The organism is Phytobacter diazotrophicus, from assembly GCF_052061655.1.
Lineage (GTDB): Bacteria > Pseudomonadota > Gammaproteobacteria > Enterobacterales > Enterobacteriaceae > Phytobacter > Phytobacter diazotrophicus.
The window spans coordinates 5,227,642-5,243,158 of record NZ_CM125428.1; the positions used below are offsets into that span (position 1 = coordinate 5,227,642).

A 15,517-nucleotide genomic window follows, 5' to 3' on the forward strand; every position below is an offset into this window, starting at 1 on the left:
TGCCTGATGGGAATCAGGAAAAATGCATTTTCTCGGTAGAGACTGACAGAGCACGCCGTCCCGGACATAAAATGGCTGGGAGATAGAGAGCGTAGCTCATTTTCAAGAACGACCAGGATATATCGTCATTTATTTACCCCCCCAATTTGCGAGGTAATTAACTGTCTTCGGTAGAAGACCCTGCTGATATGACAGTATGCTAATTATTAACACCGGTTGCGTCACCTCACCTTATCTGAATTGGCAATGGGTAGCAATTTCCCGTCGAAAATATTCTAAATAACATACATAAGGATTTACCCCTACTCAGTTGGAGCTAGCATCGCTTAAGCTAATGACAGGATATGTCACCTGTATCACCTTTTTTATCTTTTTCTGAAAAAAAGAATAGCAACAGTAATTATACGGACATGCTGTATAATCGCGGACTTTTCTGGCATAAACCGCCTTTTTCGCTGGCCTGTTTCCAGCATCATACGTACTTTTTGAGGATACCCCCATGCAACTGCCAAACTGCCCGAAATGCAATTCCGAATACGCTTATGAAGATAATGGCATGTTCATCTGCCCGGAATGCGCCCATGAATGGAATGACAACGAAGCTGCTGCCGAAAGTGATGAACTGATTGTCAAAGATGCCAACGGCAATTTACTGGCCGATGGCGACAGCGTCACTGTCATTAAGGATCTGAAAGTAAAAGGAAGTTCTTCCATGCTGAAAATCGGCACGAAAGTGAAGAATATCCGTCTGGTCGAAGGCGATCATAACATTGACTGCAAAATCGACGGATTTGGCCCAATGAAGTTGAAATCCGAGTTCGTTAAAAAGAACTGATTGCCCTCTTTCGCGCCTGCGGATTAGAACTCATCTTCCAGTCGGCGTTCTTCGTCGTCCAGTTGGCGACGCTCCTGATCGAGCTGGCGCTGCCGGTCATCTAACTGGCGGCGTCGGTCTTCAAGCTGTCTGTGCCGGTCTTCATAGCGTCTGCTCTGCTCGTCACTACGATGGCGATCGTCATCATACTGCCGATCATCGTCATCGCGGCTATCGCTGGGATGATACGCATCATTAATTGCCCGCTGAATATTGCCGATGGCGTCATCGACAATATCAGCACGGGCGATTTGGCTGGTAAGAGAGAGTGCGCTGATAAACAGCAGGGTTGCGTAACGTTTCATAAAGCCAGTCTCAACAGTGGGCTGGCTTTACGTTAATCAAGCGCTGTTCTCACGAGTAGCGGAGGAATCTCAAACTACGCCGGGTAACAGTTACAAACCGTAGCGGTCAATAATCTGCCGATGACGCTGTTCATCCAGCCCGCCTTTAATGGCAACGCCAAGCCAGTGCACCGGATGCGGCCAGTCCCGTGTGAGTGTGAGCAACATACTGTCCACTTCCTGCGGCAGCATCGAAAGCGGCGTAGCCAAATTAAAGTACACGCCAGGCAGCGGCTCTTGAGGATTTTCGCGATCGGTTATTTCATAATCGCCTTCGCTACTCACCCATACTTGCCCACCCAATTCGCGCACTTTATTCTCAAACTGCCCAAACAGCTCCTCGCCCGGATAAACGCCATCAACAAACCATGATGGGGCATATTCACCCTCTTCAATGATTTCGACAGCGTCATAAAGACCGATAAAATACTCCCGCTCGGCTTCATCTTCCGGAGGGGTATTGAGCAGTTCGACATCAAATACTACGCTGTCGCCTAAATGCTGCTGCGCTTTCGGCCAGGCTGGCTGGAAGACTCTGGCTGTCGCAGGCCCGGTACGCTGAGCAAGGTAGTAAACGTAGTCGTGCTCTTCCCGGAAACGTAGCCGTACCGCTCCCCAGTTTTCTTCAATGGGGCCGTCTTCGCTGTCGAATTTCATCCCCAGCTTCGTTCCGGCCTCACGCACCAGCGCCCACTCTTGCTGAATACTCGCCGCGGTGATCAGATCCCACAGAACATTGTTTGTCTCTTGCTCTTGTTCCTCAAGCATCGCAATAGCGCGCTGAAGACGTGGGATAGCCCGCTCGCTGGCGCGCAGTTTCATTGCCGCGCGGCTCGCCATTAACAGCGGTGCGATCTTAGTGCTGCCTTCTGGCGTCGCGAGCATCGACTCACTCAGGGATTCCAGCGCCGCCCAATCCTCATTGCCAAAGGCTACCTGCATTTCGAACCAGTACGCGACATGAGGGAGCGTCTCGTGATAGTCCTTAGCGAGGGTTAAAACCTCATCGAACCGCCGCGTACGCAACAGCACACCCAGCAACTCGAACAGAAGAGGAGATTCAGTGTGTGGATGGCGTGACCGCCAGGTTTGCAACAGCGCAATGGCTTCATCAGCAGCATGACACGCCTCCAGGGCGGATGACGCCAGCGCAACCAGTTGTTCATTATCAGGCAACTGCATGGCCGCCAGTTTCAGCCACTCCGCTTCCTGTTCAGGGTCACGCGCCTCATTTTGTTTGCTGCGCTCGTCAAGCCAGTCATACAGCTCATGGGCAGGAACCGGGAGCAGCACCTCTTTTTCCATGCCAGCAATCTCACGTTCAAGATCGGCCAGAACGCGGTCGGCCCCCATCTGTTTACGTAAACGTGGCAAACAGGCTTTTGCCTGCCCTAACGCCCGGCGGGCAATCCAGGTCGCATTGCGCGCCAGCGCCAGACGAATATGTACAATTGCGGTATCTATTGCAGCCCGCCAGGCCTGCCGGGCGATACGCTGTTCAAGGATTTGCTGTAATGAGACACCCGTCTGCCAGTTGTTGTAAGAGGCATCGTGGCGGCAAAGCTGGTCGATGATCCTTACCCAGCGGACAACGCCGCGCGTTTGCAGTTGTTTCCAGTGGATAAGGCTGTTGCAGGCGTCATCCAGCCGCCCCATACAGGCATAGGCCTCAGCGCGGATCATCATTCGGGTAAGCCGTATCTGTTCGGCGCTGCCTTCCAGTTCGTCCGGTTCGCAGAGGGGTTCAATCACCGCCAGCGCTTCTTCATAGCGCCCCAAATAGATCAATGCTTCGGCTTCGTTTTCCAGCAGGCCAGTGACATCAGGTTCCCCTGCATCACGTACTTTCTTTATCTGCCCCCGAATGTAATCCAGCGCCTGCTGCTTCTCGCCTTTATCGACCATGGCACAGAATTGCTCGTCCGATAAGCACTGGAAGCAGCTCCATAACGGCGTAATCCGCTCCATCGTTTCCTGACACACGGCAATACGTTCATCCGCCCAGCCCGGACCGTCGATATTGCCGTAGCAATCGCTGAGATCCTGCGTCACGCAAACGGATTGTGGGCAATCAATCGCATCCGGCTGATGGGCACGCTCAAAGAAGGTCACCGCATCCCCCAGCGCTGTCTCGCCTTCGCCCATCCCCAGCCGATGGCGCATCTCCCAGTGGCCGATAAAGACCTCAAGCCAGGGATTCCCGGCCGTTTTCTTAAATGATCGCGCTTCCGGCAGTAACGCTTCGCTCACATCGGGCTTAACGTCACAAATGGCGTTAATCAATTTATTCAAATGATCGGTAATATAGGGTTGGCCTGCAGCGTGAAGATCCCTTTCATATTGGTTATACCATTGCCATATATCCATTTTATTGCTCCCCTTTATTTGCAAGAAATTGCGTCATTATTATCTGGTTAATATTATCCAGCGCCTGATGAAAATCATTGGGTCCCGAACGTTGTAATTGAAAAGATAAGATGACCTTCATGCTTTTCAATAACTGACAGGCAACGTCAGTGTTTTTCCCATTTTGCCAGGAAGCAGAAAGCGCCTTGATGGCCGGATTATTAAAATTAATATAGAGCTGTTTATCAGACTGCTCGCTGATCCGTTGAGTAAACTGCCGTGCCAGCATCAGCGCCGCAGTACTCATGCGTCGGTCGGCGTCATCCTGTTCCAGCCGCTGTTTTAATTCCACTTCGCGATTCGGTACCACCACAAAGGGGAGCACCGCGGGCTCAAATCGTGAAATAACGCACTCTTCATCATCGGCCAGTTGTTCGCGCCACCACTGTTCTTCCTGCTGGCTAATTTCATGGCAGGAGAACAATGACTGGTTGCCGCCCGTGGTGCCAATTTCAATGAGCCGCGCTGAATAGAGCGTGGCCCAACGGCGTAGAAACGGTATAACGGCATAACGATGCCCCAGCGCGACGGGGCGCCCGGAGAGGCGAAATAACATCTCTTCGAAAGAACTCTCTTCTCCCGGCATCACCAGTAGCGTATTTTGCTGGCGCAGACTGCGAACCGGAATTTCGCCTTTCGAGGTCGGAATGAGCAAATCATCTTTGAGCAGATCAAACAGCCTTTCGTCGCAGATCGCTGCACCTAGCAGCGCTTCATTATGACGAAGCAGCACACGCCGCCAGATAGCCGGCTGGTTTTTCGCCAGCTCACCCAACCCTTTAATTAACCCTTCGGCTAATGCATGCTGGGTGGCGAAATAGGCGTCATCACGTTGTAAATCTTCCCGATTCGCCGTGGGTGTCAGGACGTTGGACTCCACGACGCCGCCAACAAAACCGGCCCACAGCGGCAGCAGGTCGTGCGCCTGATCGTCAAGCAGCATGCCACGCAAAAAGAGCGACAAATTACGGTTATCGCTGGTGCCATAAGTCGCGCCATCCTGGATCCAGAGAATGCCGACCACATCGCTTTTGCCAGAAGGGGTGATATCGATGGTGCAAATAGGAGTAAAAGTACGTTCAAAACGGCTGGCAAACTCAATATTCTGCTTCTGCCGAAGCCCCGGATGGAGTACGACCGCCGAGTCGGGGTCACGGCGCCAGGGGGGCGAAAGATGGTTGACCGCCGTCTCCGATTGCCCCACGAACAGCGGTTCACGCATCAACACGCAGTAGCGGCCAAGCAGCGTTTCCAGCAACGGATTATCCGCCAGGTAGCTGAACTCATCTTTAAGGTTGAGAGTGACCGTAAAGCCAGGTTCCCTGGGCAGGGCAGATTCGATGCGATACGTCTCGCCGTTATCGGAACGATAAACCCAACCTTCCTGCGGCGTTTTCCAGGATGTGGTATGGACAACAACCTGTTGTGCCAGCACGAAAGAAGATAAGAAACCCAGACCGAACATACCGATGAGGCCGGTATCATCATCCTCCTGGCGCAATTGCCGCGTATAGCCGATGCCGACCGTTGCCAGGAACTCATGGATTTCTTGTTTTGTCAGGCCCGCACCTGAGTCATAAATGGTAATCGTTTTATTCTGCGGGTTACCGGTAACCCGAATTTCAGGCGTGAAGGAAGAATCAACCTCCTCCAGTCTGCGCCGGACTATCGCATCATGCGCATTCTGTACAAGCTCACGCAATGCAACCATGGGCGTGGAGTAAAGATGTTTACTTAACACCTGCATAAGGCCATGCAGATTTACCGCTGTATCATGCTGCTCAATAGCGACGATCTTATTATCCATAATTTTTTCAGATCTCTGGTTTTTCAATTACATTGCAAACAGGTAAGTATAGGTGCAGCTACAAAAAAATCGCGGCTACAAATTATTATTTTCAGCCAGGAAGAATAAGTCGATAAAATCTTAAAGGGTGTTTATTAATAGAATATGAATTATTTCGGGTGATACTTTTCTCTGTTATGTGACGCAACATATCTGAGTAAAATGACAAGTTCATTAATTGCTATCGCACGCCATAACGAAATGGAATAAAATTTCGCTGTTTGCTCTCTCCGTATTATCGCGGCTGCTGAACCCGATCAATCGAAGAGAGAAAAAACAATGGAAACACCCCGTAGCCGGGACTGGCGCCGTGCCCAAAAGCGGCGCAATAAGTCCCGTGATGTTCACACCGCGCTTTTACGTTTTCGTGGCGAAAAAAACTGGAAGATGCTGTATCTGCGTTCTGAAAAAGTAACGCGGGCCGCACAACTGGGGATTGAGTATCCACGTGTAACCCGTCAACAAAGGACGAGGCGCGGCCTGGAAGAGTATCTGTTTGCCAATGAACGTCCTTTTCATATGTAGTCGTAATCAATGGCGCAGCCCCACGGCGGAACAGGTGTTCCGCCGTTATCCCGGGCTTAACGTCCGTTCTGCGGGGACCAGTCGCAATGCCAAAAAAACGGTCTGTGCCGAAGGGTTGCAGTGGGCAGATGTTATCTGTGTGATGGAGCAGAAACATAAAAACCGCTTAATGGCCGACTATCGTCGCATCATCGACAATAAACTGCTTCACGTTCTCGATATCCCCGATGACTACCGCTACATGGACCCTGCGTTGATCGCGCTCCTCGAAGAGATCGTTCCCCCGGTACTTGGCCTCGCCCCATAGACCCAGTGTTCAGGGGCGCATCAATGGCCGCTACGCCGCAATCCGTTGCAGCGCCTGTGCCAGTTGCACGCGGGTAAAGGGTTTTCGCAACAGTTCAACATCCGGTAGCGCAGGGTTATGCGCCGGCCGTAAATCCTGGCCGCTAATCAGTAACAGCGGCAAATGCGGGTAGTGCTGACGGGCGAAATTAATCACTTCCGCGCCACTCATCTGCCCCGGCAGCATCAGGTCGCTAATCAGCATGCCGATATCTTCCGATGCCGCCAGCAGCGCCAGCGCCTGTTCACCGCACTCCGCCTCCAGCGTTAAATACCCCAACCCGTGTAACTGTTCGCAGAGGGTTTGTCGTACATCCGCTTCATCTTCCAGCACCAGGATTAACTTATCAGTACGGTCAGCTTCCTGTGCGGGCGCCTGCTCGACCGGGCTGACGACCTGTACCGATGCGCGTGGAAGCTGTAAACGCACCGTGGTTCCCTGACCTGGCGCGCTATCAATAGCCACCCGTCCACCGGACTGGCGCACAAAGCCGTATACCATCGACAGCCCCAGGCCGCTACCGCTGCCGGTCTGCTTGGTGGTGAAGAACGGCTCGAAGACGCGGGCCTTCACCTCCTCGGACATGCCGCAACCTCTGTCGATCACTTCCAGTACCACCATATCCTGCCTGCGTCCGTCGCTGCGCGTCACACGCTGGTTCCAGGTACGGATCTTGATCGTCCCTTTCTGCCCTTCCATCGCATCCCGCGCGTTCATTACCAGATTGATGATGGCGTTTTCCAGTTGGCCAACGTCAATCCATGCAGGCCAGGCAGGTTGTTGAGCTTCAATCTCCAGCGTCAACGTGGCAGGAAGAGAATGACGCATCAGTTCGCTTAAGTTCTCCAGCAGCGGCTGCATCTCTACTGCATGGGGGTGTAGAGATTGCTTACGCGAGAAGGCCAGCAAACGCTGGGTCAGCATCGCCCCACGCTCAGCCGCTTTTAGCGCACGAGAGATACGCGGGGCATCCGGCGATTGCGGGTTCACCAGTTCCAGGCTACCGATAATGACCGCCAGTAAGTTATTGAAATCATGTGCCAGCCCACCGGTAAGCTGACCGACGGCTTTCATTTTCTGGCTGTGCAACAGCGCCTCTTCAAGCCCCTTACGTTCCGTTCGGTCCAGCACGACGTTGACCATTCCGCGCCCCGGCACCGGGCTAAATCGCAGCTCAATAGTGCGGTTATCCGCCAGACGAAGCTCCTGCGGTTTTGGCATGGGTCGCGCCAGGTTCTCCTGCACATGGTCCGGCAGCTCACTCACCTGACGCAGCAGGCTCTGATAGTGCTGTCCGCGTTGCAGCGCCTCGGCAGAGAGGCCAAGCAGCAACGGATACTGCGGGTTCCACACCACCAGGCAGCCCTGACTATCGAACAGCGCAAAGCCGTCACGCATGGCATGGAAGGTGGTCTCCAGTTGGGTGCTTTTCTCTTTGAGCAACTTTGAGGTGTGCTCAAGCGAGGCGGTATTGCGGGCGAAGACGTTAAAAGCACGCGCCAGTTCGCCCAGTTCATCGCGCCGTTGCAGCGCCGGAACGGGAACATCCGGCTCACCGCGCGCAAGACGGGACATCGCACGGGAAATCGCCGTTAAATTCGACCCCAGATTGCGGTAGATATACCAGCCAGCAAACCCGGTAATCACCAGCGCCAGCAGGGCAAAGGCGCTGATAAAGATAATGATCGAGCGCATTTCACTGTGACTTTGCGCGGTCCGCTGCTCAGAAGCCTGCGCCACCTGGGCAACGTACTGATTGATATCGGTATTGAGAATGGCGACCAGCGCTTTGATATGAAACATAAACCAGCTTATCGCCAGATCGCTCTCATCCAGTTGCGCCGCCAGCGGGCCGAGCTTTGCCAGCTCATCGTTGAAATCCTGCAAAATGCCATTCACCACCGGGTTGTTGGTGCGCTCTGGCAACTGTGTACGGATCTCCGTCAGTTGCTGGATCGTCGGGCGCGGCGAGGGGGTACGGATGGCAGCGGCCAGCAGCCTGTCCATTTCGCCGAGTAAACGGGGATCGCCGATGGCAATGCCATCGCGCTGGTTAATCTCCTGCAAATGGCGTAGATAACTTTGGTTCTGATACAGCGAACTGAGTAGCGCATTACGTTCAAGATGGCGGCGCTGACCACGCTCCAGCATCTGCGTCACACTCTGTTCCAGTTCATTACTGCGCCAGGTAATGCGCTCCACCAGTTGCGGTTCCAGTTGGGCCAGCGGGGCACGGGCGAGTTGTTCCAGCGATTTTTGCAGCGCCATTTGGGTCGCCTTAAGCCGTTCCGCTTCGCTCTTATATTCCAGCGCCCCCACCACCTGCGAAAGGCGCACCGCCGCCGTGGCGACATTTGCCGTATCACGCGCAAGGTTCATGCTGCCGGTCATGTCATCCAGCGTCTGCTGCTGCACCTGCTCCTGGATTTGGCTGGCATGGCGAAATCCCAATACCGCAACGCCGCAAACCATCAGGGTCACGGCCATCACCAGCAAGTTGAAGAACAGTAACCGCCCGCGCGTGCTGGCGAAAAACGAGTTGTGCCGATAGGGCATAGCGGGCTCCGTTGTCTGTGTTCCCCTCACCCTAACCCTCTCCCCGGAGGGGCGAGGGGACTGTTCGGTGCGGTCTGGGTTTTCTCCCTCTCCCCGGAGGGGCGAGGGGACTGCTCGGTGCGGTCTGGGTTTTCTCCCTCTCCCCGGAGGGGCGAGGAGACTGCTCGGTGCGGTCTGGGTTTTCTTCCTCTCCCTTCCAGGGAGAGGCTGGGGTGAGGGTGAAGGAAGTTATGTTGCGTAACTGTGATCTTCGTTAACTATTCAGCAATATGACAAATATGAACGCCCAATGTCATTCTGCATTTATTTCATCGTGGTGGACTGCAAGTATTGATAACCCTTGCAGGAGTAAGCCATGAGCAAGACGCCGGTTCTGGAGATGCGCAATATTGCCAAAGCGTTTGGCAAGTTTTACGCGCTCAAAGGCGTGGATCTGACGGTATATCCTGGCGAAATCCACGCACTGATGGGGGAAAACGGCGCAGGTAAAAGCACCCTGATGAAGATCCTCGCGGGGGCATACACCGCCACCAGCGGCGAGATATTAATTGACGGGCAGTCATTTAATATCAAAGGGCCAAAAGACGCGCTGGCGGCTGGCATCACGCTGATTTATCAGGAGATGCAGTTAGCCCCCAATCTGACCGTCGCCGAAAATATCTTTCTGGGCAGTGAGATTTCCCGCGGTGGGTTAATTCAGCGCCGGGACATGGTCGCTCAGGCGCAAAGCGTGATTGACCGCCTCGGCGCTCAATTCAAAGCCAGCGACCTGGTAATGAAACTGACCATCGCCGAACAGCAACAGGTCGAAATCGCCCGCGCCCTGCATCGTAACAGCCGTATTCTGGTGATGGATGAACCCACCGCCGCCCTCTCCTCTCGTGAAACACACCGCCTGTTTGAACTGATCATGCGTCTGCGCGACGAAGGGATGGCAATCATCTATATCAGCCACCGCATGGCAGAAGTGTATGAACTTTCCGACCGGGTTAGCGTCCTGCGTGATGGTCAGTATGTGGGCAGCCTGACCCGCGACAAACTCAACGCCTCAGAACTGGTACGCATGATGGTGGGCCGCCCGCTCAGCGATCTCTTCAATAAAGAACGCGATATTCCACGGGGCGATGTCCGTCTGAACATTCATCACCTCACCGACGGCAAAAAAATCCAGCCGGTCAGCCTGCAGGTACGTGCCGGAGAGATCGTCGGCCTTGCCGGCCTGGTGGGCGCAGGTCGTTCAGAGCTCGCACAACTGATTTTTGGCGTGCGTAAAGCTACCGGCGGGGTGATTGAAATCGATGGCGAACCGGTGGTTATCCACTCCCCGCGAGCCGCCATTGATTTAGGCATCGGCTTTCTCACCGAAAACCGCAAAGAACAAGGGTTGTTTCTGGAGCTGGCCGCGCAGGAAAACATCACGATGGCGACCATTGAGCGCGATGCCAGTTACGGCCTGCTCGACCGCAAAAAAGCGCAATCCATCTCCGATGACGCCATCAAGTTACTCAATATCCGCGTGCCCCACTCTCAGGTGCGGGCGGGTGGTCTTTCCGGCGGCAATCAGCAAAAACTGCTGATCTCCCGCTGGGTCGCCATCGGGCCACGCATCCTGATTCTCGATGAGCCTACACGCGGCGTCGATGTCGGGGCCAAAAGCGAAATCTATCGCATCATGAGCCAGATGGCGCGTAAAGGGGTGGCCATTCTGATGATTTCCAGCGAGTTACCGGAGGTGGTCGGTATGAGCGACCGCGTGTATGTGATGCATGAAGGCAGTATCGCCGGTGAACTGGAAGGCGAACGTATTACCCAGGAAAACATTATGACGCTGGCGACCGGCGTGAACGAATCCCATCATCAGGCGGTGCACCATGACTGAATCGAAAGAGACCTCTGCCACCACGCCACAACAGGTGGCGAAATCGGCCTCGGCGAAAAAAATGCTGATGGGCGATCTGATGCAAACGGTCGGCATCTTGCCAATCTTGATCCTGATTGTCGCAGTATTTGGCTTTATTGCACCGAACTTTTTTACGGAAAGCAACCTGCTGAATATCACTCGCCAGGCATCGATCAACATCGTGCTGGCGGCGGGGATGACCTTTATCATTTTGACCGGCGGTATTGACCTGTCAGTCGGATCCATCCTCGGCACCACGGCGGTGGCGGCGATGGTGGTGTCGCTGATCCCGGAACTGGCTTTCCTTTCCGTACCCGCCGCGCTGATGCTCGGTCTGGTGCTGGGGTTGTTTAACGGCGTACTGGTCGCGTTCGCCGGGCTTCCCCCCTTTATCGTTACGCTTGGCACCTATACGGCGCTGCGCGGCGCGGCTTACCTGCTGGCGGACGGCACCACGGTCATCAACTCCAGTATCGGGTTTGAGTGGATTGGCAATAACTATCTCGGGCCGATCCCCTGGCTGGTGGTGATTGCGCTGGCGGTGATTGTGGTCTGCTGGTTCATCCTGCGTCGTACCACCCTGGGCGTGCACATTTATGCCGTCGGCGGCAACATGCAGGCGGCGCGTCTTACCGGTATCAAAGTGTGGCTGGTACTGCTGTTTGTCTACGGCATGAGCGGCCTGCTGTCTGGCCTTGGCGGGGTGATGAGCGCGTCTCGTCTGTACAGCGCCAACGGTAACCTTGGTATGGGCTACGAGCTTGACGCCATCGCGGCGGTCATCCTCGGCGGCACCAGTTTCGTCGGCGGCATCGGCACCATCACCGGTACGCTGGTCGGGGCGTTGATTATCGCCACCCTGAACAATGGCATGACATTGATGGGCGTTTCTTACTTCTGGCAACTGGTGATCAAAGGGGCGGTGATCATCATTGCAGTGCTGATAGACAAATACCGTACCCGACATCATCAAAGTGCATAACAACAAGATTTCCCTGAAAACCCTACGTGAGGAAAGAATATGCGTTTGAAGCCGTTAGTCACCGCGCTCTGTGCTGGCGCACTGCTTGCCGCGGCGCCATTTGCGCAGGCAAAAGAACTGAAATCGATCGGGGTAACGGTAGGCGACCTTGCCAACCCGTTCTTCGTGCAAATCACCAAAGGGGCGGAGCTGGAAGCACGTAAACTGGCGGGCGATAAGGTGAAAGTGACGCTGGTTTCCAGCGGCTACGACCTTGGCCAACAGGTGGCGCAAATCGATAACTTTATCGCCGCCAAAGTGGACATGATTATCCTCAACGCCGCGGATTCGAAAGGCATTGGGCCTGCGGTCAAACGCGCGAAAGATGCCGGTATCGTCGTGGTCGCCGTTGACGTTGCGGCGGAAGGGGCAGATGCCACTATTACCTCGGATAACACCCAGGCCGGAGAGATGGCCTGTAAGTACATTACCGACCGTCTGAAAGGTAAAGGCAATGTGGTGATCATCAACGGACCGCCGGTCTCTGCGGTACAGAACCGTGTGGAAGGCTGCCAGACCGAATTCAAGCGCCACCCGGATATCAAAGTGCTGTCATCTAACCAGAACGCCAAAGGCAGCCGCGAAGGGGGTCTGGAAGTGATGACCTCGCTGCTGGCCGCGAATCCGAAGATCGACGGTGTGTTTGCGATTAACGATCCAACGGCGATCGGCGCCGATCTGGCGGCTAAACAGGCACAACGTAACGAGTTCTTTATCGTTGGCGTGGACGGCAGCCCGGACGGTGAAGAGGCGCTGAAACGCGAGAACTCGCTGTTTGTCGCGACCCCGGCGCAAGATCCCCAGGTCATGGCGGCCAAAGCGGTGGAAATCGGCTATGACATTCTGCAGGGGAAACCCGCGCCGAAAGAGCCTGTGCTGATCCCGGTGACGATGATCGACAAGAAAAACGTCAGTACCTATAAGGGTTGGACGGTTAAGTAAGTGCGGATTTTTCCCCTCACCCCTGCCCTCTCCCCACAGGGGAGAGGGAGCAAACCATCCCCTCACCCCTGTGGGGAGAGGGAGCAAACCATCCCCTCACCCCTGTGGGGAGAGGGAGCAAACCATCCCTCGCCCCTGTGGGGAGAGGGTTAGGGTGAGGGGCGCAACGCGCTCAAATGCCATCAGGAGATAGCCATGAAACGCTCCGAAATCAATGAAATCCTCGGCCATACCCGGCAATTCTTTTCCATGCACGACGTCCACTTGCCGCCCTTCGCCAGTTTTCCCCCAACCAAATGGCATCAACTTGATCACGATAGCTGGCGCGAAGTCTTCGACTTAAAGCTGGGTTGGGATGTCACCGCTTTCGGCGGTGATGATTTTTACACCCAGGGGCTCACCCTTTTCACCCTGCGCAATGGTTCGCCAAATGGCACCCCTTACGCCAAATGCTATGCGGAAAAAATCATGCACGTGCGCGACGGGCAGGTCACACCCATGCATTTTCACTGGCGCAAACGCGAAGACATTATTAACCGTGGCGGCGGCAATCTGATTATCGAGCTGTGGAACGCCGGCGCGCATGAAGAGACGACGTATACCGACGTGAGCGTGGTTATCGACGGTTGTCTCCAGACACATTCAGCGGGCAGCCAGTTACGCCTCTCACCAGGGGAAAGCATTTGCCTGCCGCCCGGTCTGTACCACAGCTTTTGGGGAGAGTCTGGTTTCGGCGATGTGCTGGTCGGCGAAGTGTCGTCGGTCAACGATGACGAGCATGACAACCACTTCCTGCACCCGGTAGATCGCTTTAACGACATTCTGGAAGACGAACCCGCGCAGCTAGTGCTGTGTAACGAATATGGTCTGTTTCTGAGCTAAGGAGAATACGATGGCTTTGATTTCGCTTGCCCAGGGTTTGGCGCACGCCCGTGAACATCACTACGCGCTGGGCGCGTTCAACGTGCTTGACTCCCATTTTTTACGCGCGCTGTATGCTGCGGCAAGACAGGAGCGTTCGCCTTTCATCATCAATATCGCCGAGGTGCACTTCAAATATGTCTCCCTCGAATCACTGGTGGAAGCGGTGAAATACGAAGCCGCCCACCATGACATTCCGGTGGTGCTTAACCTCGATCACGGCCTGCATTTTGAATCCGTGGTGCGCGCCTTAAGGCTGGGCTTTACCTCGGTGATGTTTGATGGCTCTACGCTGGAATATGAAGAGAATATTCGCCAGACGCGGGAAGTGGTGAAGATGTGCCATGCGGTGGGCGTCTCGGTGGAGGCTGAACTCGGGGCCGTTGGCGGCGATGAAGGTGGCGCATTGTATGGTCATGCGGATGAAGCCTGGTTTACCGACCCCGCCAAAGCGCGTGATTTTGTCGACCGTACCGGTATCGACACCCTCGCCGTCGCCATTGGTAACGCCCATGGTAAATACAAAGGGGAACCGAAGCTCGACTTTACTCGCCTGGAGGCGATTCGCCAGCAAACCGGCCTGCCGCTGGTGCTCCACGGTGGTTCCGGCATCAGTGACGCGGATTTCCGGCGCGCTATCGGGCTTGGCATCCATAAAATCAATTTCTATACCGGGATGTCGCAAGCGGCGCTGGACACCATTGAAGCACGCATGGCCAACCGCCAGCCTCTCTACGACGAATTCGCCCAGCTCTTGCTGAGCGTGGAAGAGGCCATCACCGACACCGTTGCCGGGCAGATGCGCGTCTTTGGCAGCGCGGGGCAACTCTAATGGAAAGAAAAGGAGTTATCGCCGCCGGAAACATGCTGGTCGATCATGTACACCAGATTGTGCAATGGCCGGAGCGAGGCTGGTTAGCAGAGATCACGCAAAGCGAGCGCTCTACCGGCGGAGCGCCGCTCAATGTCCTGCTGACGCTGGCAAAAATGCGCACGGGCATGCCGCTTCAGGCGGTGGGGCTGGTGGGTGAAGACAGCGATGGGGATTACATTATGGCGATGCTCGACCAGTATCACATCAATCGCCAGCATGTGCAGCGTACCAATTCTGCCCCGACCTCCATGTCGCAGGTCATGACCGATCCAACCGGCCAACGCACCTTCTTCCACTCCCCTGGCGCCAACCGTCTTCTGGATCTCCCGGCATTCGACAGCCTGGACCAGACCATGAAAATCTTCCATCTCGGCTATCTGTTGCTGCTCGACAGCCTTGACCTGCCGGATGAGGAGTTTGGTACCCGCAGCGCCCGCCTGCTGGCACAGATGCGCGAGCAGGGTTACGAAACCTCTCTCGATCTGGTCTCCCGCAAGGGCGATCCGCGTTATCAGCCGCTGGTGATGCCCTGCCTGCCGCATCTGGATTATCTGGTCATCAATGAGATGGAAGCGGGAGAATTTAGCGGGCTGGAGATGCGCCTGCCTGACGATTCGCCGCATATTGCCAACATCGCCACGGCCGCCTCGCAGTTGCTCGCCGCCGGGGTACGCCAGCGCGTGGTGATCCACTGCCCGGAGGGGGCATGGGGCGAGGAACCTGGCCGCGAGGGTCAGTGGATAGCCACCCAGATGCTCACGCAGGAGGAGATCATCGGTAGCGTCGGTGCGGGAGATGCGTTTTGCGCCGGGCTGCTCTACGGTTGCCACGAACACTGGCCGCTGGCGCAAAGCATTCAACTGGCCCACGCCTGCGCCCGGGCAAGCCTGCTTTGCGCGAACGCCATCGACGGGGCGAAATCGCTGGAAGAATTAAAACAAGAGATCGACGGCGCGCCGTAG

Annotated in this window: 13 protein-coding genes; 9 read left to right on the forward strand and 4 right to left on the reverse strand. The window is 55.2% G+C overall.

The features are described 5' to 3' along the window. Positions 1-499: 499 nt before the first annotated feature. Positions 500-835, forward strand: coding sequence for a zinc ribbon domain-containing protein YjdM (locus ACS0RQ_RS25310; RefSeq protein WP_039077861.1), 336 nt, complete (start codon positions 500-502; stop codon positions 833-835). Positions 836-858: 23 nt separating this feature from the next. Here ACS0RQ_RS25310 and yjdP read toward each other — a convergent pair whose 3' ends face one another. The 3 genes from yjdP to ACS0RQ_RS25325 form a co-directional block, all read right to left on the reverse strand. Further along, positions 859-1,179, reverse strand: a complete 321-nt coding sequence (yjdP, locus tag ACS0RQ_RS25315) for a DDRRRQL repeat protein YjdP (RefSeq protein ID WP_271851035.1) — start codon at positions 1,177-1,179, stop codon at positions 859-861. Between the two features lie 90 nt (positions 1,180-1,269). Beyond that, positions 1,270-3,585, reverse strand: coding sequence for an ATP-binding protein (locus ACS0RQ_RS25320; protein WP_039077863.1), 2,316 nt, complete (start codon positions 3,583-3,585; stop codon positions 1,270-1,272). 1 nt (position 3,586) lies between these two features. Continuing rightward, positions 3,587-5,431, reverse strand: a complete 1,845-nt coding sequence (locus ACS0RQ_RS25325) for an ATP-binding protein (RefSeq protein ID WP_271851036.1) — start codon at positions 5,429-5,431, stop codon at positions 3,587-3,589. 318 nt (positions 5,432-5,749) lie between these two features. On the opposite strand from ACS0RQ_RS25325, the gene ACS0RQ_RS25330 reads away from it, so the two are divergent. Both ACS0RQ_RS25330 and ACS0RQ_RS25335 read left to right on the forward strand, forming a co-directional pair. Further along, complete coding sequence (locus ACS0RQ_RS25330) at positions 5,750-5,995, forward strand: hypothetical protein (RefSeq protein ID WP_071194333.1); 246 nt, start codon at positions 5,750-5,752, stop codon at positions 5,993-5,995. Beyond that, positions 5,973-6,302, forward strand: a complete 330-nt coding sequence (locus tag ACS0RQ_RS25335) for a low molecular weight protein tyrosine phosphatase family protein (protein WP_271851075.1) — start codon at positions 5,973-5,975, stop codon at positions 6,300-6,302. Before ACS0RQ_RS25330 ends, ACS0RQ_RS25335 begins: the two co-directional genes overlap by 23 nt. Before the next feature lie 30 nt (positions 6,303-6,332). On the opposite strand, the gene ACS0RQ_RS25340 is transcribed toward ACS0RQ_RS25335, so the two are convergent. Further along, entirely contained in the window at positions 6,333-8,897 is a 2,565-nt protein-coding gene (locus ACS0RQ_RS25340; protein ID WP_271851037.1) for an ATP-binding protein, read from the reverse strand. A gap of 355 nt (positions 8,898-9,252) precedes the next feature. On the opposite strand from ACS0RQ_RS25340, the gene ACS0RQ_RS25345 reads away from it, so the two are divergent. The 6 genes from ACS0RQ_RS25345 (at position 9,253) to ACS0RQ_RS25370 (ending at position 15,517) form a co-directional block, all read left to right on the forward strand. Then, positions 9,253-10,776 (forward strand): sugar ABC transporter ATP-binding protein, encoded by a 1,524-nt coding sequence (locus tag ACS0RQ_RS25345; RefSeq protein ID WP_193794917.1) that lies wholly within the window; start codon positions 9,253-9,255, stop codon positions 10,774-10,776. Continuing rightward, entirely contained in the window at positions 10,769-11,779 is a 1,011-nt protein-coding gene (locus ACS0RQ_RS25350) for an ABC transporter permease subunit (protein ID WP_039077869.1), read from the forward strand. The genes ACS0RQ_RS25345 and ACS0RQ_RS25350 overlap by 8 nt, the downstream gene beginning before the upstream one ends. 39 nt (positions 11,780-11,818) lie before the next feature. Further along, positions 11,819-12,760 (forward strand): ABC transporter substrate-binding protein, encoded by a 942-nt coding sequence (locus ACS0RQ_RS25355; RefSeq protein WP_039077870.1) that lies wholly within the window; start codon positions 11,819-11,821, stop codon positions 12,758-12,760. 195 nt (positions 12,761-12,955) lie between these two features. After that, entirely contained in the window at positions 12,956-13,642 is a 687-nt protein-coding gene (locus ACS0RQ_RS25360; RefSeq protein WP_271851038.1) for a D-lyxose/D-mannose isomerase, read from the forward strand. A gap of 10 nt (positions 13,643-13,652) precedes the next feature. Further along, positions 13,653-14,513: a ketose 1,6-bisphosphate aldolase gene (locus ACS0RQ_RS25365; RefSeq protein WP_271851039.1), complete on the forward strand. Its 861-nt coding sequence runs from the start codon at positions 13,653-13,655 to the stop codon at positions 14,511-14,513. After that, positions 14,513-15,517, forward strand: coding sequence for a carbohydrate kinase family protein (locus ACS0RQ_RS25370; RefSeq protein WP_271851040.1), 1,005 nt, complete (start codon positions 14,513-14,515; stop codon positions 15,515-15,517). The genes ACS0RQ_RS25365 and ACS0RQ_RS25370 overlap by 1 nt, the downstream gene beginning before the upstream one ends.